Here is a 20,428-nt window from a genome sequence, read left to right as displayed (position 1 = left end):
TCGTGTGGCGGGCGATCAGCCCACCGAGCCCTCGAGCGAGATCGCGATCAGCTTCTGCGCCTCGACCGCGAATTCCATCGGCAGCTTCTGGATGACGTCCTTGACGAAGCCGTTGACGATGAGCGCGGTGGCCTCCTCCTCGTCGAGGCCGCGCTGCATGCAGTAGAACAGCTGGTCCTCGGAGATCTTGGAGGTGGTCGCCTCGTGCTCGAAGACCGCCGAGGCGTTCTTCGACTCGATGTAGGGGACGGTGTGCGCGCCGCACTGGTCGCCGATGAGCAGGCTGTCGCAGTTGGTGAAGTTGCGCGCTCCGCTCGCCTTGCGGTGGGCCGAGACGAGGCCGCGGTAGGTGTTCTCCGAACGCCCCGCCGAGATGCCCTTCGAGATGATCCGGCTGGTCGTGTTCTTGCCGAGATGGATCATCTTCGTGCCCGAGTCGACCTGCTGCATGCCGTTCGACACCGCGATCGAGTAGAACTCGCCGCGCGAGCCGTCGCCGCGCAGGATGCAGGACGGGTACTTCCAGGTGATGGCCGAGCCCGTCTCCACCTGGGTCCAGGTGATGATCGAGTTCTTGCCGCGGCAGTCGCCGCGCTTGGTCACGAAGTTGTAGATGCCGCCCTTGCCGTTGGCGTCGCCGGGGTACCAGTTCTGCACGGTCGAGTACTTGATCTCGGCGTCGTCGAGCGCGATCAGCTCGACCACCGCGGCGTGGAGCTGGTTCTCGTCGCGTTGGGGCGCCGTGCAGCCCTCGAGGTAGCTGACGTAGGAGCCCTCGTCGGCGATGATCAGCGTGCGCTCGAACTGGCCGGTGTTCTTCTCGTTGATGCGGAAGTAGGTCGACAGCTCCATCGGGCAGCGCACGCCCTTGGGCACGTAGACGAACGTCCCGTCGGTGAACACGGCCGCGTTCAGCGTGGCGAAGAAGTTGTCCGTCACCGGAACGACAGTGCCGAGGTACTTGCGCACCAGCTCGGGATGCTCGCGGATCGCCTCCGAGATCGAGCAGAAGATCACGCCCGCCTCGGCGAGCTCCTTCTTGAAGGTGGTCGCGACCGACACCGAGTCGAACACCGCATCCACCGCCACGCGGTTCGCGGGCTCGACGCCGGCGAGCACCTCCTGCTCGCGCAGCGGGATGCCGAGCTTCTCGTAGGCCTTCAGGATCTCGGGATCGACCTCGTCGAGCGACTTCGGCGCCGCGTTCAGCTTCGGCGCGGCGTAGTAGTAGATGTCGTTGTAGTCGATCACGTCGTAGGAGCCCCGCGCCCAGTTGGGCTCCTTCATCGTCTGCCAGCGCTTGTAGGCGTCGAGCCGCCAGTCGAGCATCCAGGACGGCTCGCCCTTCTTCGCCGAGATGAAGCGGATAATGTCCTCGCTCAACCCCTTCGGAGCCTTGTCGACCTCGAGAATCGTCTCGAACCCGTACTTGTACTGATCGACGTCGATGGCCTTGACGCGATCGATCGTCTCCTGAACTGCCGGCATCGTCACCCTCCTCTCACGGTTTCAAGGACCGCGGAACGGTTCTGCTACTGTACCCAACGCGCTCACGCCGCCTGAGATCGGCGTGCGCGTCTTTCCTCTACGTCTTCGAGAACGGACGCGAAACGGATCACCGCCTCGTCGTCCGTCGCCCACCCCCAGGAGACGCGCAGCGCCCCCTCGGCGAGCGCCGGATCGACGCCCATGGCATCGAGCACATGCGAGCGCTTGACCTTGCCCGACGAGCAGGCCGAGCCCGAGGAGAGCGCGACGCCGCCGAGATCGAAGGCGATGAGCGCCGTCTCGGCCCGCAGGCCCGGGACGGCGAAGAGAAGCGTGTTGGGCAGGCGCGGCGCGCCTTCCCCGAAGATCACGGCGCCCGGCGCCCGCGCGCGGATCGCGGCCGCGAAGGCCCGCCCCAGCGCGGCGAGGCGCGCGCCCTCGTCGGCGAGACCCTCCCGGGCCGCGCGCGCCGCCGCGCCGAAGGCGACGACGGCGGGGACGCTCTCGGTCCCGGCGCGATGCCCACGCTCCTGCCCACCGCCGCGCAGGAGCGAATCGACGGCGACCGCGCTCGACGCCAGCACCAGCGCGCCCGCGCCCTGCAGCCCGCCGAGCTTGTGGGCCGACAGCGTCAGCGCGTCGACCCCGAGCTCGCGGATCGATACGGCGATGCGCCCCGGCGCCTGCACAGCGTCGGTGTGGATCGCGGCACCGTGGGCGTGGGCGATGCGTGCGGCCTCGGCGACGGGCTGGATCACGCCGGTCTCGCCGTTGGCGAGCTGCAGCGACACGATCGCCCGGCGCGGCGCGAGTGCGGCGAGCCGCGCCTCGAGCCATCCGAGATCGACGATGCCGTCGGCGGAGAGCGGGATGCGCTCGACGGCGTCGGGCGCGAAGCGATGGCCGTCGAGCACGCACGGGTGCTCGCCCGCACCGACGAGCAGCGCCTCGGCCCGCGGCGCGCCGACCGGGCCGAGACCCGGCGAGAGCGCGAGCGCGTTCGCCTCCGTGCCGCCGCTCGTGAAGATCACCGCGTCCGCCGGGGCATCCACGAGCCGCGCGACCTCGGCGCGGGCGCCCTCCAGCGCGGCGCGGGCCGCGCGGCCCTCGGCGTGGACGGAGGAGGCGTTTCCGGTGCGCGCGAGCGCCTCGACCAGCGCGCGCGCCGCCGCCTCCCGCAGGGGAGCGGTCGCGTTCCAGTCGAGATAGGTGCGCGCCTCTCGGTCCATTCCCGTGCCGGTCTCCTTCGGCCGTGTCGTGCCCCGTCGCGAGCGCCGCGACGAAAGCCTTGCTCTTCACCCCGCTTGCCGTGCTACAGCCTGCGGACCACATCACGGTGGTCCCCAGCGGAACGCCGGCGACGCTCTCTTTAGAACGGTTCTAAGCGGTTAGAATTATTCTAAGAGTGATTTAGGGAAGCATCCCGCGGCAAGTCAAGGCTCGCCGACGCGTTTTCCGGCGCGGCGGCGGGCGCATCCGCCGGGACCGCGTTCCGGGCCGGCGGCCGCGGCCGTGGCGACCCGTGTCGAGAGGACGAGGCATGCCTGAAGTGATTTTCGCCGGCCCCGCCGGCCGGCTCGAGGGCCGCTACCAGCCCTCCAAGAGGAAGGGCGCGCCGATCGCGATCGTGCTGCACCCGCACCCGCAATTCGGCGGGACGATGAACAACCAGATCGTCTACAACCTCTACTACGATTTCGTGCAGCGCGGCTTCTCGGTCCTGCGCTTCAACTTCCGCGGAGTCGGCCGCTCGCAGGGCGCGTTCGACCACGGCGCGGGCGAGCTCTCCGACGCCGCGGCGGCCCTCGACTGGGCGCAGTCCGTGAACCCGGACGCGCGCTCCTGCTGGATCGCGGGGGTGTCCTTCGGCGCCTGGATCGGCATGCAGCTCCTGATGCGCCGTCCGGAGATCGAGGGCTTCGTCTCCATCGGCGCGATGGCCAACCGCTACGACTTCACGTTCCTCGCGCCGTGCCCGTCCTCGGGCCTGTTCGTGCACGGCTCGGAGGATCGCGTCGCGCCGGTCAAGGAGGTCATGAGCGTCATCGAGAAGGTGAAGACGCAGAAGGGCATCCAGATCGAGCACGCGGTGATCGAGGGCGCGAACCACTTCTTCGACGGCCGCATCGACGAGCTGATGGAGGCGGTGGGCACCTATCTCGACGGGCGCGTCGGTCCCAAGACCGAGGAGGCCGCGCGCCAGCCGGCTCCGGCCCTGCCGAGCGAGGAGGCCGAGGCGGCGGCCGCGCAGAGCGCGCTCCCCGCGGCCGACTCGGCGCGCGAGGGCGGCGAGGGCTGACGCGCGTCGCGCCCCGGGCCCGGGGCGTGCCTCAGGCCCGGAGCAGGTCGTCGAGGTCGAGCCGGCGGGTCGTCATCGCGAGCCCGCCCGCCTCGTCCCGCGGCCATTCGTCCTCCGGGCGGTCCCGATACAGCTCGATGCCGTTGCCGTCCGGATCCTCGAGGTAGATCGCCTCGCTGACCCCGTGGTCCGATGCACCGGCGAGCGGCACGCCCGCGGCGAGGACGCGGCGCAGCGCCGCAGCGAGGTCCGCACGCGTCGGGTAGAGGATCGCGAGGTGGAACAGCCCCGTCGTTCCCGGCGCCGGCGGCGCCCCGCCGCGGCTCTGCCAGGTGTTCAGCCCGATGTGGTGGTGGTAGCCGCCGGCCGAGAGGAATGCCGCCTCGCGGCCGTAACGCTGGGTGAGGGCGAAGCCCAGCACGTCGCGGTAGAAGCCGATGGCGCGCTCCAGGTCGGCGACCTTCAAGTGCACGTGGCCGATTCGTGCGCCGGTCGCGATCGCTCCGTCGGCCGGCGCAGGGACGCGAGCGGGGCTGGGTGCGGGGGTTTGATCGTTGCTCATGCGCGGATGATGCTCCCGGTTTGTCGCGCAGGCAATTGCATGGATGCAAGCGCGTTCCGCGCATCCGGGCTGTCCCGGGTTGCGTTGCCGGCTTGTGCGACGCACAATCCACCGGAAGGCCCCGCCGAGAGGTCCGGAAGAGGGATCGTGATGACGCCGCGTACCGCCGAAGCCGCGCGACCGATCCGCTCCGGGACGACGGTCACACCGCCCGAGCCGCCCTTCGCCCTCGCGATCTTCGACTTCGACGGCACGCTGGCGGACACGCTCCCGTGGTTCTTCGCCCAGCTCGACGATCTCGCCGGGCGCTTCGCGATCGCGCTGCCGCGCCCGCTCGACCTCGATGCCATGCGCGGGCTCTCGGCGCGCGAGATCATGGCGCTCCTGCGCATCCCGGCCTGGAAGCTGCCGTCCATCGCGCGCCATGTCCACGCCCGCGCCGCGCGCAGCGAGATCGCGCTGTTCGCGGGCGTCCGGGAGATGCTCGCGGCGCTCCACGATGCCGGCGTCGCCGTGGCGGTGGTCAGCTCGAACGGCGAGGCGGCCGTGCGCCGCGCGCTGGGGGCGGAGGAGGCCGCGCGCGTCTCCCAGTTCGCCTGTGGCGCCAAGCTCTTCGGCAAGGCACGGGTGTTCCGGGCGGTGGCACGGCGCGCCGGGGTCGCGCCCGCGCGCGTGATCTGCATCGGCGACGAGATCCGCGACGGCGAGGCCGCCCGCGAGGCGGGGCTCGCCTTCGGTGCCGTGGCCTGGGGCTACAACACGCCCGAGGCGCTGGCCCGCGCGCTGCCGGAAGCACACCGCTTCGAGGAGGTCGCCGACATCGCGGCGGCGCTGATTCCCGATTGCGGGGTGGACGAGCGCATAACGCGCATCGCGGGAATGTAGATCTCGGCGTTGTGACGCTTAGCTTTGGTTGCGAAACTCCAGGTAGGTTGCGCCCTGGAGATCGCCCATGCCCGCTCGCATCGCCCGCCAAATCGCCCTGGCCGGCCTCCTCGCCGGCGCCGCGCTGGCCGGCGCGGCCGCGGCCGAGAGCCCCGGCTTTCGGGCGCTCTCGACGCCAATCCCGTCGCTGGAGGGCAGGTCGGTGCCGACGCAAGGCGCGCCGATCGTCCTCGCCCAGCGCCGCACCTGCCGCTCGGCGCGTTCCTGCCGCGAGGCGGTGGAGATGTGGTGCGGCGGCTATCGGCGGGCGGACGGGGACGGCGACGGCATCCCTTGCGAGTCCGTCTGCCGCTCCCGCGCGCAGGTCGAGGAGATCCGCAGCGCGATCGGATGCTGACGCCAGGCTCCCCGTCCGCGCGGCGTCCCCCGGAGGTCACGCCAGCGAGCGCGCCTCCCCGGCGAGCGCCGCCTGCGCCGCCGCGAGGCGGGCGATGGGGACGCGGTAGGGGGAGCACGAGACGTAGTCGAGCCGCAGACCCTCGCAGAACCGGATCGAGGCCGGGTCGCCGCCGTGCTCGCCGCAGATGCCGAGCTTGATGTCGGGCCGGGTCGCCCGCCCGCGCTCGGCCGCCATCGCGACGAGCTCGCCCACGCCCTCCTGGTCCAGCGTAACGAAGGGGTCGAACTCGATCAGCCCCTTCTGCACGTAGGGCCCGAGGAAGGAGGCCGCGTCGTCGCGGGAAATGCCGAGCGTCGTCTGCGTGAGGTCGTTCGTGCCGAAGGAGAAGAACTCCGCGGCCTCGGCGATCTCGGCCGCGCGCAGCGCCGCGCGGGGCAGCTCGATCATGGTGCCGACCTGGTACTCGAACGTCGCGCCGGTCTCCTCCATGACGGACTTCGCCATGGCGTCGATCCGGGCCTTGACGAGGTCGAGCTCGGGCTTCGTCATCACGAGCGGCACCATCACCTCGGGGGTGACCGGCGCGCCGGTGTCCTTCGCCGCCTTCACTGCCGCCTCGAAGATGGCGCGCGCCTGCATCTCGGCGATCTCGGGATAGGCGACGGCGAGGCGAACGCCGCGGAAGCCGAGCATCGGGTTGGCCTCGGAGAGCTCGGCGGCGCGACGCTTGAGCTTGTCCGGGGACGCGCCGATCGCCTTCGCCACCTCGGCGAGCTCCTCGTCGGTATGCGGCAGGAACTCGTGCAGCGGCGGGTCGAGCAGGCGGATCGTGACGGGCAGGCCCTTCATGATCGTGAACAGCTCGACGAAGTCCGCGCGCTGCATCGGCAGGAGCTTGGCGAGCGCGGCGCGGCGGCCCTCCGCGTCGTCGGCGAGGATCATCTCGCGCACCGCGACGATGCGGTCGCCCTCGAAGAACATGTGCTCGGTGCGGCACAGGCCGATGCCCTCCGCGCCGAAATTGCGCGCGGTGCGGGCATCGAGGGGCGTCTCGGCGTTGGCGCGCACCTTGAGGCGGCGCACGCCGTCGGCCCAGACCATCAGCTTGGCGAAGTCGCCGGACAGCTCCGGCTGCAGCATCGCCACCTCGCCGACGAGCACCTGGCCCGCGCCGCCGTCGACCGTGACGATGTCGCCCTCGCCGAGCGTGCGGCCGGCCACCGTCAGCGTCTTCGCCTTGGCGTCGACGCGGATCGAGCCCGCGCCGGAGACGCAGGGCTTGCCCATGCCGCGGGCGACGACCGCCGCGTGCGAGGTCATGCCGCCGCGGGTGGTGAGGATCGCCTCGGCGGCGTGCATCCCGTGGATGTCTTCCGGCGAGGTCTCGACGCGCACCAGGATGCACTTGCGCCCGGCCTTCCGGGCGGCCTCGGCGGCTTCCGAGGTGAACACGATCTCGCCCGACGCCGCGCCGGGAGAGGCGGGCAGGCCGGTGGCGAGGAGGTCGCGCTCGGCCTTGGGGTCGATCGTCGGATGGAGCAGCTGGTCGAGCGCCTGTGGCTCGACGCGGCCGATCGCTTCCTGCTGCGCGATCACGCCCTCCTCGACGAGGTCGCAGGCGATCTTCAGGGCAGCGCGCGCCGTGCGCTTGCCGTTGCGCGTCTGGAGCATCCAGAGCTTGCCCTTCTCGATGGTGAACTCGAGGTCCTGCATGTCGCGGTAGTGCGCCTCGAGCCGATCGCAGATCGCGACCAGCTCGGCATAGGCCTGCGGCATCACCGTTTCCATCGACGGCTTGTCGGCGCCGGACTCGCGGCGCGCCGCCTCGGTGATGTCCTGGGGCGTGCGGATGCCGGCGACCACGTCCTCGCCCTGGGCGTTGACCAGGAACTCGCCGTAGAGGCGCTTCTCGCCCGTCGAGGGGTTGCGGGTGAAGGCGACGCCGGTGGCCGACGTGTCGCCCATGTTGCCGAACACCATCGCCTGCACGTTCACCGCCGTGCCCCAGCTCGCCGGGATGGCGTGGAGCTCGCGGTACTTCTTCGCGCGCGGGTTCATCCAGGAGCCGAACACGGCGCCGACGGCGCCCCAGAGCTGGTCGCGCGGATCCTGCGGGAAGGGCGCGCCGAGCTTCTCCCGGACGATGGCCTTGAAGCGCTCGATCAGGCTCTTCCAGTCCTCAGCCGAGAGGTCCGTGTCGAGCTCGTAGCCCTTGCGCTCCTTGTAGCTCTCCAGCGCATCCTCGAAATCGTGGTGCTCGAGGCCGAGCACCACGTTGGAGTACATGGTGATGAAGCGGCGGTAGCTGTCGTAGGCGAAGCGCGCGTCGCCGGCGTCCTCGGCCAGCGCATCGACGGTGGCGTCGTTCAGCCCGAGGTTGAGGACGGTGTCCATCATGCCGGGCATCGAGGCGCGGGCGCCCGAACGCACGGACACGAGGAGCGGCGTCTTCGCGTCGCCGAAGGTGCGCCCGGCGATGCGGCCCACCTCGGCGAGCGCCGCGTTCACGGCGTCCTCGAGCTCCGGCGGATAGGTGCGGTCGTGGTCGTAGAAATAGGTGCACACCCCGGTCGTGATGGTGAAGCCGGGCGGAACCGGGAGCCCCAGGTTCGACATCTCGGCGAGGTTGGCGCCCTTGCCGCCGAGCAGGTCGCGCATCGCCGCCTCGCCCTCGGCCTTGCCGTCGCCGAAGGTGTAGACCCATTTCGTCATCGTCCACCTCGATCGCGTGATTGGAAAAACGCGCCACAGCCATAGCCCCCCGGCGGGGATTTGCCAAACGGGCGCGGTGCGCAGCGGCTCTGCGCCGAGCGGGGAGGGTAGGCGCGATGCTGCACGCGGGGGATGCAGCAGCGGGGCACGTCGCGGCGCGCGGGCGCGCCGCTCTCCCGGCGCAGGGAGCCGTGCCGGAGTGTGCCGGGACGAGGCGGCGCCGAGACGCGCGGATCGCCCGAGCCGCCGCCCGTGTCAGCCCTGGATCTGCGAGAAATCGGCGACCGCCAGCGTCGCCCGGCGCAGGCCGGCGAGGAGGCGCAGGCGGTTGGCGCGCAGCTCCGGGTCGTCCGCGTTCACGGTGACGTCGTCGAAGAACGCGTCCACCGGCGCGCGCAGGCGCGAGAGCGCGCGCATGGCGCCGGCGAAGTCCTCCGCCGCCACCGCCGCGGACGCCTCCGCCTCGGCGCTCGCGAGCGCCGCGAGGAGTGCCTGCTCCGCGGGCTCGCCGCGGGCGGCGACGAGGGCCGCGTCCGGCGCGGCGTCGTAGGCAACGCCGTCCTTCTTCTCCTCGATGCGCAGGATGTTCGCCGCGCGCCGGTGCCCGGCGAGCAGGTTCGCGCCGTCGTCGGTCTTCAGGAACGCGTCGAGCGCCGTCACCCGCTCGACGATCATCAGGAGGTCGTCCTGGCCGGGGAGGGCGAACACCGCGTCGATGAGATCGTGGCGCAGGCCCTCCTCGCGGAGGTGGACCTTCAGGCGGTCGGCGAAGAAGGCGAGGAGGTCCGCAATACTTGTGGCCAGACGGGAGGCGCTTGCGAGCGCGATGTCCGGCATGCGGATTCGCATGCGGCCAATGAAGTCGTCCATTGCCGTGTCACGCGTGAAAAGGCCCTCGTCGATGGCCTCCTCGGCGCGAGAAAGCTCCCCGGCCGCAATCTTGATGGCGAGCTGGCTCTCGATGCGAGCCAATGCATCCTCGAGCTGCCACCGCAACGAGACGCGCAGCGCATTCTCCAGCACCAGCCGCACCACCCCCAGCGCCGCCCGCCTGAGCCCGAACGGATCGCGCGAGCCCGTCGGTTTCTCGTCGATCGCCCAGAAGCCCGCGAGCAGATCGAGCTTGTCGGCGAGCGCCACCGCCACCGACACCGGCGCGGTGGGCACCCGGTCGGACGGGCCGAGGGGCTTGTAGTGCTCCTCGAGCGCCGCGGCGACGGCCGGGTCCTCGCCCTGGAGCGCGGCGTAGGTGCGGCCCATCAGGCCCTGCAGCTCGGGGAACTCGCCCACCATCTCGGTGACGAGATCGGCCTTCGACAGCTCCGCCGCCCGCTTCGCCAGCGCCGGATCGGCGTCGACGACCGGCGCCAGCGCCTCGGCGAGCGCCGCGATCCGCGCCACCCGCTCGGCCACGGTTCCGAGCCGGTCGTGGAAGACGATCGTCTCGAGCTTGGGGAGCCGCGCCTCGAGCGTCGTCGCCTTGTCCGTCTCGAAGAAGAACTTGGCGTCGGACAGCCGCGCGCGCACCACCCGCTCGTTGCCGGCGACGATGGCCGCGCCGCCGTCCGTCGCCTCGATGTTGGCGACGAGCACGAAGGCGGGGGCGAGCGCCCCCGTCTCCCGGTCGCGCAGCACGAAGCACTTCTGGTTGGCGCGGATCGTCGCGCGGATGGCCTCGGCCGGGATGTCGAGGAAGCGGTCCTCGAAAGCGCCGATCATCACCACTGGCCATTCGACCAGCCCCGCCACCTCCTCGAGCAGCGCCTCGTCCTCCACGAGCGCCAGGCCCCGCGCGAAAGCGAGGTCGCGGGCGTCGTGGAGAATGACGTCCTTGCGCTCGTCGGCGTCGACCCGCACCCTGGCCCGGGCGAGCTTCGAGGCCCAGTCGTCGAGCCGGCGCACGCGGATGGCGGCGGGCGCGTGGAAGCGGTGGCCGTAGGTCGTGTCCCCGCTCTCGATCTCGCCGACACGGAAGCGCACGACCTCCGGCTCCTCGGTCTCCGGCCCGAAGGTGCAGACGATGGCGCGCAGAGGGCGGATCCAGGTCAGCGAGCCGGGCTCGGCCGAGGCCGCGCCCCAGCGCATCGCCTTGGGCCAGGGGAACCTGCGCACGATGTCGGGCAGGATCTCGGCCAGCACGTCCGGCGTCGGCCGGCCGGGGCGCTCGATCACGGCGACGTAGAAGTCGCCCTTCTTCGGGTCGCTCTCGATCTTGGCCTCGTCGATCGAGGCGAGGCCCGCGCCCTTCACGAAGCCCTCGAGCGCCTTCTCCGGCGCGCCGACCCGCGGCCCCTTGCGCTCCTCGCGCACGTCCTGCCCCTTGGCCGGCAGCCCCGCCACGTGCAGCGCGATGCGCCGCGGCCCGTGGAAGGCCTTCGCGCCCTCGTAGAGGAAGCCGCGCTCCACCAGCGCGTCGGTGACGAGCCGGCGCAGGTCGTCCGCCGCCTTGCGCTGCATGCGCGCGGGGATTTCCTCGGAGAAGAGCTCGAGCAGGAGGTCGGGCATGGGGCGGGGCCTTCGGGAGGGGGCCTATCGGCGACGTGCGAGGGCATTCGAGGGACGCTCCGCGGATAGAGGGGCCGGCGTCGGGACGCAAGCCCCGGCTGGCGCGGGGACGGGCGGGGAGGGGCCGCGGCTCCTTCTCTTTCCCCTCCAGGAAGGGAGATCGTCCCGCCTGGACTCCCACACCCGCGCCACCCCCTTCCCCCCCGCCGCGTTCCGTCCTAAACCCCGCGCACGAGAACGAGACGATCCCGCGCCGGCCGGCCGTGCCGGCGCCGAACGGACGGGTCCAGCATGAACCTCTTCGCCCTCTTCGAGGCCCGCGTCGCCGAGGCGCTGCATCGGCTCGTGCAGGCCGGCACCCTGCCCGAGGGGCTCGACCTCGCCCGGGCCGTGGTGGAGCCGCCGCGCGACCCCGCCCACGGCGACCTCGCCACCAACGCCGCCATGGTGCTCGCCAAGGATGCCGGCACGAAGCCGCGCGACCTCGCCGACGCGATCGCCGCCGACCTGCGCCGGGACCCGCGTGTCGCCGAGGTCGAGATCGCCGGCCCCGGCTTCATCAACCTGCGCCTCGCGCCCTCCGTGCTGCACGACGTCCTGCGCGCGGCGGTGCGGGCGGGCACCGGCTACGCGCGCGGCGGCGCGCCGGACGGCGCGAAGGTCAACGTCGAGTACGTCTCGGCCAATCCAACCGGCCCGCTCCACGTCGGCCACGGCCGCGGCGCCGTGTTCGGCGACGCGCTCGCCAACCTGCTCGCCTTCGTCGGGCGCGACGTGACGCGCGAGTACTACATCAACGACGCCGGCGCCCAGGTCGACGTGCTCGCCCGCTCCGCCTACCTGCGCTACCGCGAGGCGCTCGGCGAGGACATCGGCTCGATCCCCGAGGGGCTCTACCCGGGGGACTACCTCGTCCCCGTCGGGAAGGCGCTGGAGGAGATCCACGGGCCGGGCCTGCTCGAGCAGGACGAGGAGACCTGGCTTCCGATCGTGCGCGACACCGCCATCGACGAGATGATGGCGATGATCCGCGCCGACCTCGCCGCGCTCGACATCGTGCACGACGTGTTCTTCTCCGAGCGCTCGCTCGCGACCGGCGACGTCGACGACATCGATTCCGCCATCGCCGACCTGCGCGCGCGCGGCCTGATCTACGAGGGCCGGCTCGAGCCGCCCAAGGGTGCCAGGGACGAGGAGTGGGAGGACCGCGAGCAGACGCTGTTCCGGGCGACGCAGTTCGGCGACGACACGGACCGGGCGCTGCTGAAGTCGGACGGCTCCTACACCTACTTCGCCGCCGACATCGCCTACCACCGCTCGAAGTACCTGCGCGGCTTCTCCGAGATGATCGACGTCTGGGGCGCCGACCACGGCGGCTACGTCAAGCGCATGAAGGCGGCGGTGGCGGCGGTCACGGGCGGGGAGGGGGCGCTCGACGTCAAGCTCTGCCAGCTGGTGAAGCTGCTTCGCGCCGGCGAGCCGGTGAAGATGTCGAAGCGCGCCGGGGACTTCGTGACGTTGCGTGAGGTGGTGGACGAGGTCGGCCGCGACGCCGTGCGCTTCATGATGCTGATGCGCAAGAACGACGCGCCGCTCGACTTCGACCTCGCCAAGGTCGTGGAGCAGTCGAAGGACAACCCGGTCTTCTACGTGCAGTACGCGCACGCGCGCTGCGCCTCGATCTTCCGTCAGGCGGCGGAGCAGATGCCCGGCGTCGATTTCGGGCCGCAGGCGCTGGCCCGGGCCGATCTCGCGCTCCTCTCCGACGAGGCGGAGCTCGATCTCCTGCGGCGGATCGCGCTGTTCCCGCGCACGATCGAGCAGGCCGCCTCCGCGCACGAGCCGCACCGGGTGGCGTTCTACCTCTACGACCTCGCCGCCGCGCTGCATCAATTGTGGAGCAAGGGCAAAGACTTGCCGCAATTACGGTTTGTTAATCAAGCCGACCGAAAGTCCACCGAGGCGCGGCTCGCGCTGGCGCACGCCGTACGTTGCGTGATCGCCTCCGGACTTTCCATACTGGGCGTCGCGGCCCCGGACGAGATGCGCTGAGCGCGTCGCGTCCGCCGCGAGGCGTGCGAGGCTGAGGATATCGGCGCGATGAGCGACAACGCGAAACGGCGGCTCTCGATCGATCTCGACGAGATCGAGCGCCAGCTGCGGCAGACGGGCGGGGACCCGCGGGCGGGCGCGCTGCACGGGCAGGCGCCCGCGCCGAAGGCGGACCCGCTGGCGGAGCTCGCCCGAATCGTCGGCCAGGACGACCCGTTCGGCGCGCTCCTCGACCAGGACGCGGCGCGCGCCGGCGCGCGGCAGGCGCCCTCCGCGCCGCAGCCGCCCGCGCGCCGGGCGGACGTCGAGGATCCGCGCGCGGCCTACGCCGCGCAGGGCTTCTCCGTCGACGACCCGCGCGACCCCGGCCGCGCCGATCCACGCCACGGGGACCCGCGCTACGACGATCGGGCGCAACACCAGGGCTACGACCAGGGCTACGACCCGGAATACGACGAGGCCTACGAAGAGGCCTACGACGACGCCGGCGCCTGGGACGATCCGCACGGCGCACACGGCGCCGCGCACGACGACGCGGCCGACTGGGCCGGCGGCGCCTACGACGACGAGATCGACGAGGAGGAGCCGCGCCGCCGCGGCGCCGGCCGCAAGAGCATGGTGACCGCCGGCGCGCTGATCGTCGTCGCCGCGATCGGCGTCGGCACCGCGCTGTGGTTCGCCGGCTCCGTCGACCAGGCGCCCTCCGATCCGCCGCTCATCGCCGCCGAGAGCGAGCCCGCCCGCGTGGCGCCGGCGGACCCCGGCGGCGTCGAGATCCCCAACCAGGACACGGCGCTGCTCGGCGCCGACAGCGGCGAGGCCCGCGTCGTCGATCGCGAGGAGCAGCCGGTCGACATCGCCGGTCTCGGTGGCCAGGCGGTGGGCGAGGCGCCGCGGGTGGTGCTGCCGCAGCCGGGCGCCGCGCCGGGCCAGGTGCCGGCAGCGGAGGATCCGATCGCGCAGGCGCTCGGGCAGGACGGCGTCGCCGGCCTCGACGCCGGCCTGCAGCCGCCGCTCGTGAGCTCGCCCGCCGTGGCGGCGCTCGGCGAGCCGCGGCGCGTGCGCACGGTCACGGTGCGGCCGGACGGCACGATCGTGGCCCCGACCGGCCTCCAGCCGGCGACACCGCCGGCCGGCGAGGCGCCCCTCCAGGTCCCCGCGCAGCAGGACATCGCCGCTCTCGCCCCGCTCGAGCCGATCGGGCAGCCCGCCGCCGACGATCTCCCCGCGCCCGCGGCGGACGACCTGCCCTCGGCGGATCTCCCGGCGGCGGACGCGCCCGCGCCGATCATCGCCGCGCCCCCGTTGCCGCCGCCGGCCCCGCCGCGCGAGTCGCTTCCGGTCGCGACGCAGCCCGCCCGGCCCGCCGCGCCGAGCGGCCCGCTGCAGCTCTCGGCGGTGCCGCAGACGCCCGCGCCCGCCGCCCAGCCGGCGGCGCCGACGGGTGGCTTCGCGGTCCAGCTCGCCATCCGCGGCTCGGAGGAGAGCGCCCGCGCGGCCTTCGCCCAGCTGCAGGGGCAATATTCCGGCATTATCGGCGACGGCCAGCCGATCATCCGCCAGGCGGTGGTCAACGGCAGCACGATCTACCGCGTCCGCGTCGGACCCTACTCGCGCGAGCGCGCCACCCAGGCCTGCGACCAGATCAAGGCCGCCCAGGGCGACTGCTTCGTCGCCGCCAACCAGTGAGGCGGCCGCTTCCTCCCCGGAGGGGAGGAGTCCGCGCGCAGCGCGGGCGGTGGGGCCGTTCGATGGCGAAGCGAGCGGCGTCGCCGCCCTCCCCACTCTCCGGCCTTCGGCCGTCGTCCTCCCCTGCGGGGAGGAGGTGGTCGGAGGGCGTCATCGCTCCGTCGCGCCCGAGGTGATCCCATGCCCAGCGCCCTGATCCTCGGCCTCGCCGGGACCGTTCTCGCGCCGGAGGAGGCCGCCTTCTTCCGGGATGCGGACCCGTGGGGCTTCATCCTGTTCAAGCGCAACGTCGGGAGCCCCGACCAGGTGCGTGCGGTCTGCGCTGCGCTGCGCGAGACGGTCGGGCGCGACGCGCCGGTCCTCGTCGACCAGGAGGGCGGGCGCGTGCAGCGGCTCGGGCCGCCGCACTGGCCGGCGCATCCCCCCGCGGCCGTCTACCACCGGCTCGACCGCCCGCTCAAGGAGCGGCTCGACCTCTGCCGCCTCGGAGCCCGGCTGATCGCCGCCGAGCTCGCCGACGTGGGGATCGACGTCGACTGCGTGCCCTGCCTCGACGTGCCGGTGCCGGGCGCCCACGGCATCATCGGCGATCGCGCCTATGCCGACACGCCCGCCCTGGTCGCCCGCTACGGCCGCGCCGCCGCGGACGGGCTCCTCGACGAGGGCGTGCTGCCGGTGATCAAGCACATCCCCGGCCACGGCCGCGCCGGCGTCGACAGCCACCTCGCGCTGCCGCGGGTCGAGACGACGCGCGAGGAGCTCGAGGCCAGCGACCTCGCGCCTTTCGTGGCGCTGGCGGACATGCCGCTCGGCATGACCGCCCACGTGGTCTACACCGCCGTCGACGGGCACGATCCCGCGACGACCTCCCGGCGGGTGATCGCCGAGGTGATCCGCCGCGACATCGGCTTCGACGGGCTGCTGATGACCGACGACCTCGGCATGAAGGCGCTCGCCGGCGGCTTCGACGCCCGCGCCCGTGCGGCGCTGGAGGCGGGCTGCGACGTCGTCCTGCACTGCTCGGGCGCCATGGACGAGATGCGCGCCGTCGCCTCCGCCACGCCGGCGCTCGCGGGCGACGCCGCCCGGCGGGCGGACGCCGCGCTCGCGATGCGCGCGCGCCGGGCCGATCCGCTCGATCCTGTGGATGCCCGCGCCCGCCTCGCCGCCGCGCTCGCGTCCGTGCTTGCTACCGACACCCGAACCGGGTGATTCTCTCCTGCTGGCGCAGGAAGGGATCCGGGTTGGGAATCGCACGCACCATCGGCTTCGACGAGGAGGACCGTGCGCCCGTCCGCGAGGACGGCGAGCCGGCGCTCGTCGTCGACGTGGGGGGCTACGAGGGACCGCTCGACCTGCTGCTCGACCTCGCCCGGCGGCAGAAGGTGGACCTGCGCGAGATCTCGATCCTGGCGCTCGCCGAGCAGTACATCGCCTTCGTCGAGGAGGCGCGGCGGATGCGGCTCGAGCTCGCGGCGGACTATCTCGTGATGGCCGCCTGGCTCGCCTACCTGAAGTCGCGCCTGCTGCTGCCCGAGCCGCCGAAGGGCGAGGAGCCCTCCGCCGAGGAGCTCGCCACCGCGCTCGCCGAGCGCCTGCGCCGGCTCGAGCTGATCCGCGCCGCCGGCCGGGCGCTCGACGCGCGCACGCGGCTCGGCCGCGACGTGCACGCCCGCGGCGCGCCCGAGCCGATCATGGTGCGCACCCGCCCGCTCTACGAGGCGAGCCTCTACGATCTCCTCAAGGCCTATGCCGGGCAGCGCCAGAAGCAGGTCGCCTCCCGCGTCACCTTGCGGCGGCGGGTGGTCTGGTCGCTGGCGGAGGCGCGCGAGGCGCTGGAACGGATCGTCGGGCACGCGGTGGACTGGCTCGTGCTGGACGAGTGGCTGCTGCGCTGGGCGGCGACGCCGGCGGAGCGCGCGACGGTGCGCGCCTCGGCGCTCTCCGCCTCCCTCGAGCTCGCCCGCGAGGGGCGTGTGGCGCTGCGCCAGGAGCGCGCCTTCGGGCCGATCTGGCTCAAGGCATCCGGCGAGAAGCGGGCGGAGCCGGCCTCGGAGCCGGTCTCGGAGGCTCGGCCATGAACGCCGATCGCCGCTTCGCGGCGCTCTCCGAGCGGCTCTCCACCGAGATCGCGCAGGCCCGGCAGCACGCCGAGCACCTGCGCATGGCGGAGGCGCTGCTCTTCGCCAGCGCCGTGCCGCTCTCCGAGGCGGAGCTCGTGGAGAAGCTGCCGGCGGGGGCGCGGGTGCCGCGGCTGATCGAGGATCTCGAGGCCTACTACGCGGGGCGCGGGGTCAACCTCGTGCGGGTCGCCGGCGGCTTCGCCTTCCGCACCGCGGGGGATCTGTCCTGGCTGATGGCCAAGGACGTGGTCGAGCCGCGCAAGCTCTCGCGCGCGGCGCTGGAGACGCTCGCCATCGTCGCGTACCACCAGCCGGTGACCCGCGCCGAGATCGAGGAGATCCGCGGCGTGTCCACCTCGAAGGGCACGCTCGACACCTTGATCGAGGCCGGCTGGGTGCGCCTGCGCGGCCGCCGCCGCGCCCCGGGCCGCCCGGTCACCTACGGCACGACCCGCGCCTTCCTCGACCATTTCGGCCTCGACGCCATCGGCGACCTGCCGGGGCTCGAGGAGCTGAAGGGCTCGGGCTTCTTCGACGGCCGCCTGCCGCCGGGACTGTCCGTGCCGCTTCCCTCGGACGACGACACGCTGCGCGAGGACGAGGAGCCGCTCGAGGCGGACGACCTGTTCGTGCCACTGGAGGTGGAGCGCGACGACGACGAGGACTCGGGCGAGGACGAGGGCGACAACGGGGACGACGCGTAGGACGCGCGCGACGTGGAGGTGGTCCTCGACGATGTCGAACCTTGTCCTTCCCTGTAGGGGATGGATCGGCGCGCAGCGCCGAGACGGATGGGGCGCGCGGCACGCGCGTTCGGCGCAGCCGAAATGCGCCGGCGGCCGCGGGCAAGGTGGTTTTCCGCTTTGCGGAACGCGTCGCTCTCGCGCCGCGCCCCATCCGTCACGCCGCCTCCGGCGGCGCGCCACCTTCCCCTGCAGGGAAGGAGAAAGGCCTGCGTCGACTCTCCGAACCAGCCATTCCGAGGGAGTCGAGAGAGCCGGGCAGCGCCCGCACCGTCAGATGTCGAGGTCGATCGTCTCGGCGAAGGCGGCGCGCTCGGAGATGAAGGCGAAGCGGGCCTCGGGCTTGTTGCCCATCAGCCGCTCGATGGCGTCCGACGTCGCCTCGCGGTCGTCGGCGACGATGGCGACGCGCAGGAGCTTGCGCTTGGCCCGGTGCATCGTCGTCTCCTTGAGCTGCGCCGGCATCATCTCGCCCAGCCCCTTGAAGCGGCTGACCTCGACCTTCGCGTTCGCCTTGAACTCGCTCCTCGTCAGCCGCTCGCGCTCCGCCTCGTCGGCGGCATAGACCGACTTCGCGCCGTGGGTGAGCTTGTAGAGCGGCGGGACCGCCAGGTAGAGGTGCCCGCCGTCGATCAGCCGCGGCATCTGGCGGTAGAAGAAGGTGATCAGAAGGGAGGCGATGTGGGCGCCGTCGACGTCGGCGTCCGTCATGATGATCACCTTCTCGTAGCGAAGGTCGTCGTCGCGGTAGTGCGCCCCCGTCCCGCAGCCCAGCGCCTGGACGAGATCGGCGAGCTGCTGGTTCGCCGCGAGCTTGTCGCGCCCGGCCGAGGCGACGTTGAGGATCTTGCCGCGCAACGGCAGCACCGCCTGCGTCTGCCGGTCGCGCGCCTGCTTGGCGGAGCCGCCGGCCGAGTCGCCCTCGACGATGAACAGCTCGGAGCCCGCCGCGCCGGCGTTCGAGCAGTCGGCGAGCTTGCCGGGAAGCCTGAGCTTGCGCGTCGCGGACTTGCGCGCGACCTCCTTCTCCTGGCGTCGCCGCAGCCGCTCCTCGGCGCGGTCGATCACCCAGTCGAGCAGCTTCGCCGCCTGCGCCGGGGAGGACGCCAGCCAATGATCGAAGGCGTCGCGCACGGCGCTCTCGACGATGCGCGAGGCCTCGAGCGTGGCGAGCTTGTCCTTGGTCTGACCCTGGAACTCCGGCTCGCGGATGAAGACCGAGAGCATCGAGGCGCAGGTGACCATGACGTCGTCCGCCGTCACCGCGCTCATGCGCTTGTTCTGGTTCACCCGCTCGGCGTGGTCGCGCAGCCCGCGCAGCAGCGCGATACGAAGGCCGGATTCGTGGGTGCCGCCCTCGGGCGTCGGGATCGTGTTGCAGTAGGACGAGGAGAACCCGTCCTCGCCGTTGGCGAGCCAGGCGATCGCCCATTCGAGGGAGCCGTGGCCGCCCGGCTTCTGAATCTTGCCGGAGAAGAGCTGGTCGGCGACGAGGTCCTTGCCGGCGATCTCGGCGGACAGGTAGTCGCTCAGGCCGTTGGGGAACTTGAAGGTCGCCTCCGCCTCGTAGCCCTCGCCGGGGACGACGAGGGACGGGTCGCAGCGCCAGCGGATCTCGACGCCGCCGAAGAGGTACGACTTCGAGCGCGCCATCTTGAACAGGCGCAAGGGCGAGAACTTCGCCTGCTCCCCGAAGATCTGCGCGTCCGGCTTGAAGCGCACCCGCGTGCCGCGGCGGTTGTGCACGCGTCCTACCGTCTCCAGCGGGCCGAGCGCGTGGCCGCGCGAGTAGACCTGCCGGTAGAGCGTCTGCCCGCGGGCGACCTCGACCTCGAGCCGCTCGGAGAGCGCGTTGACGACGGAGACGCCCACGCCGTGCAGGCCCCCCGACGTCTCGTAGACCTTCGAATCGAACTTGCCGCCGGCGTGCAGCGTGGTGAGGATCACCTCGAGCGCGGACTTGCCCGGGAACTTCGGATGCGGGTCGATCGGGATGCCGCGGCCGTTGTCGGTGACGGTGATGAAGCCGTCCGTCCCGAGCTCCACCTCGATGAAGCTGGCGTGGCCCGCCACGGCCTCGTCCATCGAGTTGTCGATCACCTCGGCGAAGAGGTGGTGCAGCGCCTTCTCGTCGGTGCCGCCGATATACATGCCCGGGCGCCGACGAACCGGCTCGAGCCCCTCCAGCACCTCGATGGAGGAGGCGTCGTAGCCGTCCTCGCCCGGGGAGCCCTGCGCGTGACCCGGCGCCGCCTTCCCGGCCGCGCGCGCGCCGCGCCTCGCCGCGGGCGCGCCCCCGCGCTCGTCCAGCTTGCGCGCCGCCCCGCCCTCGAAGAGATCGTCCCCGTTCGCCATGAAGCCGCTCGTCTCCGTCGCCCGAATCGGTCCTCGCGCGCGGACGCGCGCCGCCTGCCTCTATAGGAGAACAAAAGACCAACTGCAAAACCGAACCGGCCCGCGGGCGCGCCTGTGCGCACTTCTCCACAGGCCGCGCCGCCGCGGGCCCCTTGCCTCGGGGCGGCACCGGGCCGATGTAGGGTCCATGCTGCCGAATTTCGACGAGATCGTCGCGAACCTCGAGTTCCTCGACGATTGGGAAGAACGCTACCGCTACGTGATCGAGCTCGGGCGCCTGATGCCCGAGCTGCCGGAGGACGCGCACACGGAGGCGAACCGGGTGCACGGCTGCGCGAGCCAGGTCTGGCTCGAGACCCGCCGCGAGGGCGAGGCGGGCGATCCCGTGCTCGTCTTCCGCGGGGATTCCGACGCGCACATCGTGCGCGGCCTCGTGGCGCTGCTGGTCGCGCTCTATTCCGGCAGGCCGGCCTCCGAGATCTCGAGCACGGACGCCGTGGAGATCTTCGATCGGCTCGGCCTGCGCGAGCACCTCACCCCCCAGCGCTCGAACGGCGTGCGCGCCATGGTCGAGCGCATCCGCCGCGACGCGATCGCCGCCAAGGCGGAGTGAGC

The 20,428-nt window shown here is 72.3% G+C and carries 15 protein-coding genes; 9 read left to right on the top strand and 6 right to left on the bottom strand.

The window, feature by feature from the left end:
* Positions 1–15: 15 nt before the first annotated feature.
* On the bottom strand, positions 16–1,488 hold the full coding sequence (gene sufB / locus G407_RS0114470) for a Fe-S cluster assembly protein SufB (protein ID WP_029031379.1): 1,473 nt from the start codon (positions 1,486–1,488) through the stop codon (positions 16–18).
* A 62-nt stretch (positions 1,489–1,550) separates the two neighbouring features.
* On the bottom strand, positions 1,551–2,717 hold the full coding sequence (locus G407_RS0114465) for a cysteine desulfurase family protein (protein ID WP_029031378.1): 1,167 nt from the start codon (positions 2,715–2,717) through the stop codon (positions 1,551–1,553).
* Between the two features lie 311 nt (positions 2,718–3,028).
* Between G407_RS0114465 and G407_RS27845 the strand changes: the two genes are divergently transcribed.
* Positions 3,029–3,787, top strand: coding sequence for an alpha/beta fold hydrolase (locus tag G407_RS27845; RefSeq protein WP_052341394.1), 759 nt, complete (start codon positions 3,029–3,031; stop codon positions 3,785–3,787).
* Positions 3,788–3,818: 31 nt separating this feature from the next.
* Here G407_RS27845 and G407_RS0114455 read toward each other — a convergent pair whose 3' ends face one another.
* Positions 3,819–4,349, bottom strand: coding sequence for a VOC family protein (locus G407_RS0114455; RefSeq protein WP_084327541.1), 531 nt, complete (start codon positions 4,347–4,349; stop codon positions 3,819–3,821).
* A 150-nt stretch (positions 4,350–4,499) separates the two neighbouring features.
* Between G407_RS0114455 and G407_RS27840 the strand changes: the two genes are divergently transcribed.
* Positions 4,500–5,234 (top strand): HAD hydrolase-like protein, encoded by a 735-nt coding sequence (locus G407_RS27840; RefSeq protein WP_052341393.1) that lies wholly within the window; start codon positions 4,500–4,502, stop codon positions 5,232–5,234.
* Between the two features lie 67 nt (positions 5,235–5,301).
* The gene (locus G407_RS31225) at positions 5,302–5,631 is read left to right on the top strand and encodes an excalibur calcium-binding domain-containing protein (protein WP_084327540.1); all 330 of its coding nucleotides are present in this window, start codon (positions 5,302–5,304) and stop codon (positions 5,629–5,631) included.
* A gap of 36 nt (positions 5,632–5,667) precedes the next feature.
* On the opposite strand, the gene ppdK is transcribed toward G407_RS31225, so the two are convergent.
* Both ppdK and glyS read right to left on the bottom strand, forming a co-directional pair.
* Complete coding sequence (gene ppdK / locus G407_RS0114440; protein WP_029031375.1) at positions 5,668–8,346, bottom strand: pyruvate, phosphate dikinase; 2,679 nt, start codon at positions 8,344–8,346, stop codon at positions 5,668–5,670.
* Positions 8,347–8,601: 255 nt separating this feature from the next.
* Entirely contained in the window at positions 8,602–10,851 is a 2,250-nt protein-coding gene (gene glyS, locus G407_RS0114435; protein ID WP_029031374.1) for a glycine--tRNA ligase subunit beta, read from the bottom strand.
* 291 nt (positions 10,852–11,142) lie between these two features.
* Here glyS and argS point away from each other — a divergent pair, with 291 nt between their 5' ends.
* The 5 genes from argS (at position 11,143) to scpB (ending at position 17,419) form a co-directional block, all read left to right on the top strand.
* Complete coding sequence (argS, locus tag G407_RS0114430; RefSeq protein ID WP_029031373.1) at positions 11,143–12,903, top strand: arginine--tRNA ligase; 1,761 nt, start codon at positions 11,143–11,145, stop codon at positions 12,901–12,903.
* A 48-nt stretch (positions 12,904–12,951) separates the two neighbouring features.
* A complete protein-coding gene (locus G407_RS0114425; RefSeq protein ID WP_029031372.1) occupies positions 12,952–14,592 on the top strand; it encodes an SPOR domain-containing protein in 1,641 nt (546 codons plus the stop codon).
* A 180-nt stretch (positions 14,593–14,772) separates the two neighbouring features.
* Positions 14,773–15,804 carry a beta-N-acetylhexosaminidase gene (gene nagZ / locus G407_RS0114420; protein ID WP_052341392.1) on the top strand — a complete coding sequence of 344 codons (1,032 nt, stop codon included), beginning with the start codon at positions 14,773–14,775 and terminating at the stop codon, positions 15,802–15,804.
* Between the two features lie 38 nt (positions 15,805–15,842).
* Positions 15,843–16,673 carry a segregation and condensation protein A gene (locus tag G407_RS0114415; protein WP_029031370.1) on the top strand — a complete coding sequence of 277 codons (831 nt, stop codon included), beginning with the start codon at positions 15,843–15,845 and terminating at the stop codon, positions 16,671–16,673.
* Complete coding sequence (scpB, locus tag G407_RS0114410) at positions 16,670–17,419, top strand: SMC-Scp complex subunit ScpB (protein WP_043539846.1); 750 nt, start codon at positions 16,670–16,672, stop codon at positions 17,417–17,419. Before G407_RS0114415 ends, scpB begins: the two co-directional genes overlap by 4 nt.
* A gap of 312 nt (positions 17,420–17,731) precedes the next feature.
* Here scpB and parE read toward each other — a convergent pair whose 3' ends face one another.
* On the bottom strand, positions 17,732–19,813 hold the full coding sequence (parE, locus tag G407_RS0114405) for a DNA topoisomerase IV subunit B (protein ID WP_029031368.1): 2,082 nt from the start codon (positions 19,811–19,813) through the stop codon (positions 17,732–17,734).
* A 187-nt stretch (positions 19,814–20,000) separates the two neighbouring features.
* Between parE and G407_RS0114400 the strand changes: the two genes are divergently transcribed.
* Complete coding sequence (locus G407_RS0114400) at positions 20,001–20,426, top strand: SufE family protein (RefSeq protein WP_029031367.1); 426 nt, start codon at positions 20,001–20,003, stop codon at positions 20,424–20,426.
* The last annotated feature ends 2 nt before the right edge of the window (positions 20,427–20,428 follow it).

The organism is Salinarimonas rosea DSM 21201 (assembly GCF_000429045.1).
In the GTDB taxonomy this organism is placed as follows: Bacteria; Pseudomonadota; Alphaproteobacteria; order Rhizobiales; family Beijerinckiaceae; genus Salinarimonas; species Salinarimonas rosea.
Note: the sequence above shows the minus strand (reverse complement) of the source record. Positions and strands in the feature narration are given on the sequence as shown.

Coding starts and splice junctions, on each gene's coding strand:
- sufB (WP_029031379.1), bottom strand. CDS start 1,488: ATGCCGGCAGTTCAGGAGACGATCGATCGCGTCAAGGCCATCGACGTC.
- G407_RS0114465 (WP_029031378.1), bottom strand. CDS start 2,717: ATGGACCGAGAGGCGCGCACCTATCTCGACTGGAACGCGACCGCTCCC.
- G407_RS27845 (WP_052341394.1), top strand. CDS start 3,029: ATGCCTGAAGTGATTTTCGCCGGCCCCGCCGGCCGGCTCGAGGGCCGC.
- G407_RS0114455 (WP_084327541.1), bottom strand. CDS start 4,349: ATGAGCAACGATCAAACCCCCGCACCCAGCCCCGCTCGCGTCCCTGCG.
- G407_RS27840 (WP_052341393.1), top strand. CDS start 4,500: ATGACGCCGCGTACCGCCGAAGCCGCGCGACCGATCCGCTCCGGGACG.
- G407_RS31225 (WP_084327540.1), top strand. CDS start 5,302: ATGCCCGCTCGCATCGCCCGCCAAATCGCCCTGGCCGGCCTCCTCGCC.
- ppdK (WP_029031375.1), bottom strand. CDS start 8,346: ATGACGAAATGGGTCTACACCTTCGGCGACGGCAAGGCCGAGGGCGAG.
- glyS (WP_029031374.1), bottom strand. CDS start 10,851: ATGCCCGACCTCCTGCTCGAGCTCTTCTCCGAGGAAATCCCCGCGCGC.
- argS (WP_029031373.1), top strand. CDS start 11,143: ATGAACCTCTTCGCCCTCTTCGAGGCCCGCGTCGCCGAGGCGCTGCAT.
- G407_RS0114425 (WP_029031372.1), top strand. CDS start 12,952: ATGAGCGACAACGCGAAACGGCGGCTCTCGATCGATCTCGACGAGATC.
- nagZ (WP_052341392.1), top strand. CDS start 14,773: ATGCCCAGCGCCCTGATCCTCGGCCTCGCCGGGACCGTTCTCGCGCCG.
- scpB (WP_043539846.1), top strand. CDS start 16,670: ATGAACGCCGATCGCCGCTTCGCGGCGCTCTCCGAGCGGCTCTCCACC.
- parE (WP_029031368.1), bottom strand. CDS start 19,813: ATGGCGAACGGGGACGATCTCTTCGAGGGCGGGGCGGCGCGCAAGCTG.
- G407_RS0114400 (WP_029031367.1), top strand. CDS start 20,001: ATGCTGCCGAATTTCGACGAGATCGTCGCGAACCTCGAGTTCCTCGAC.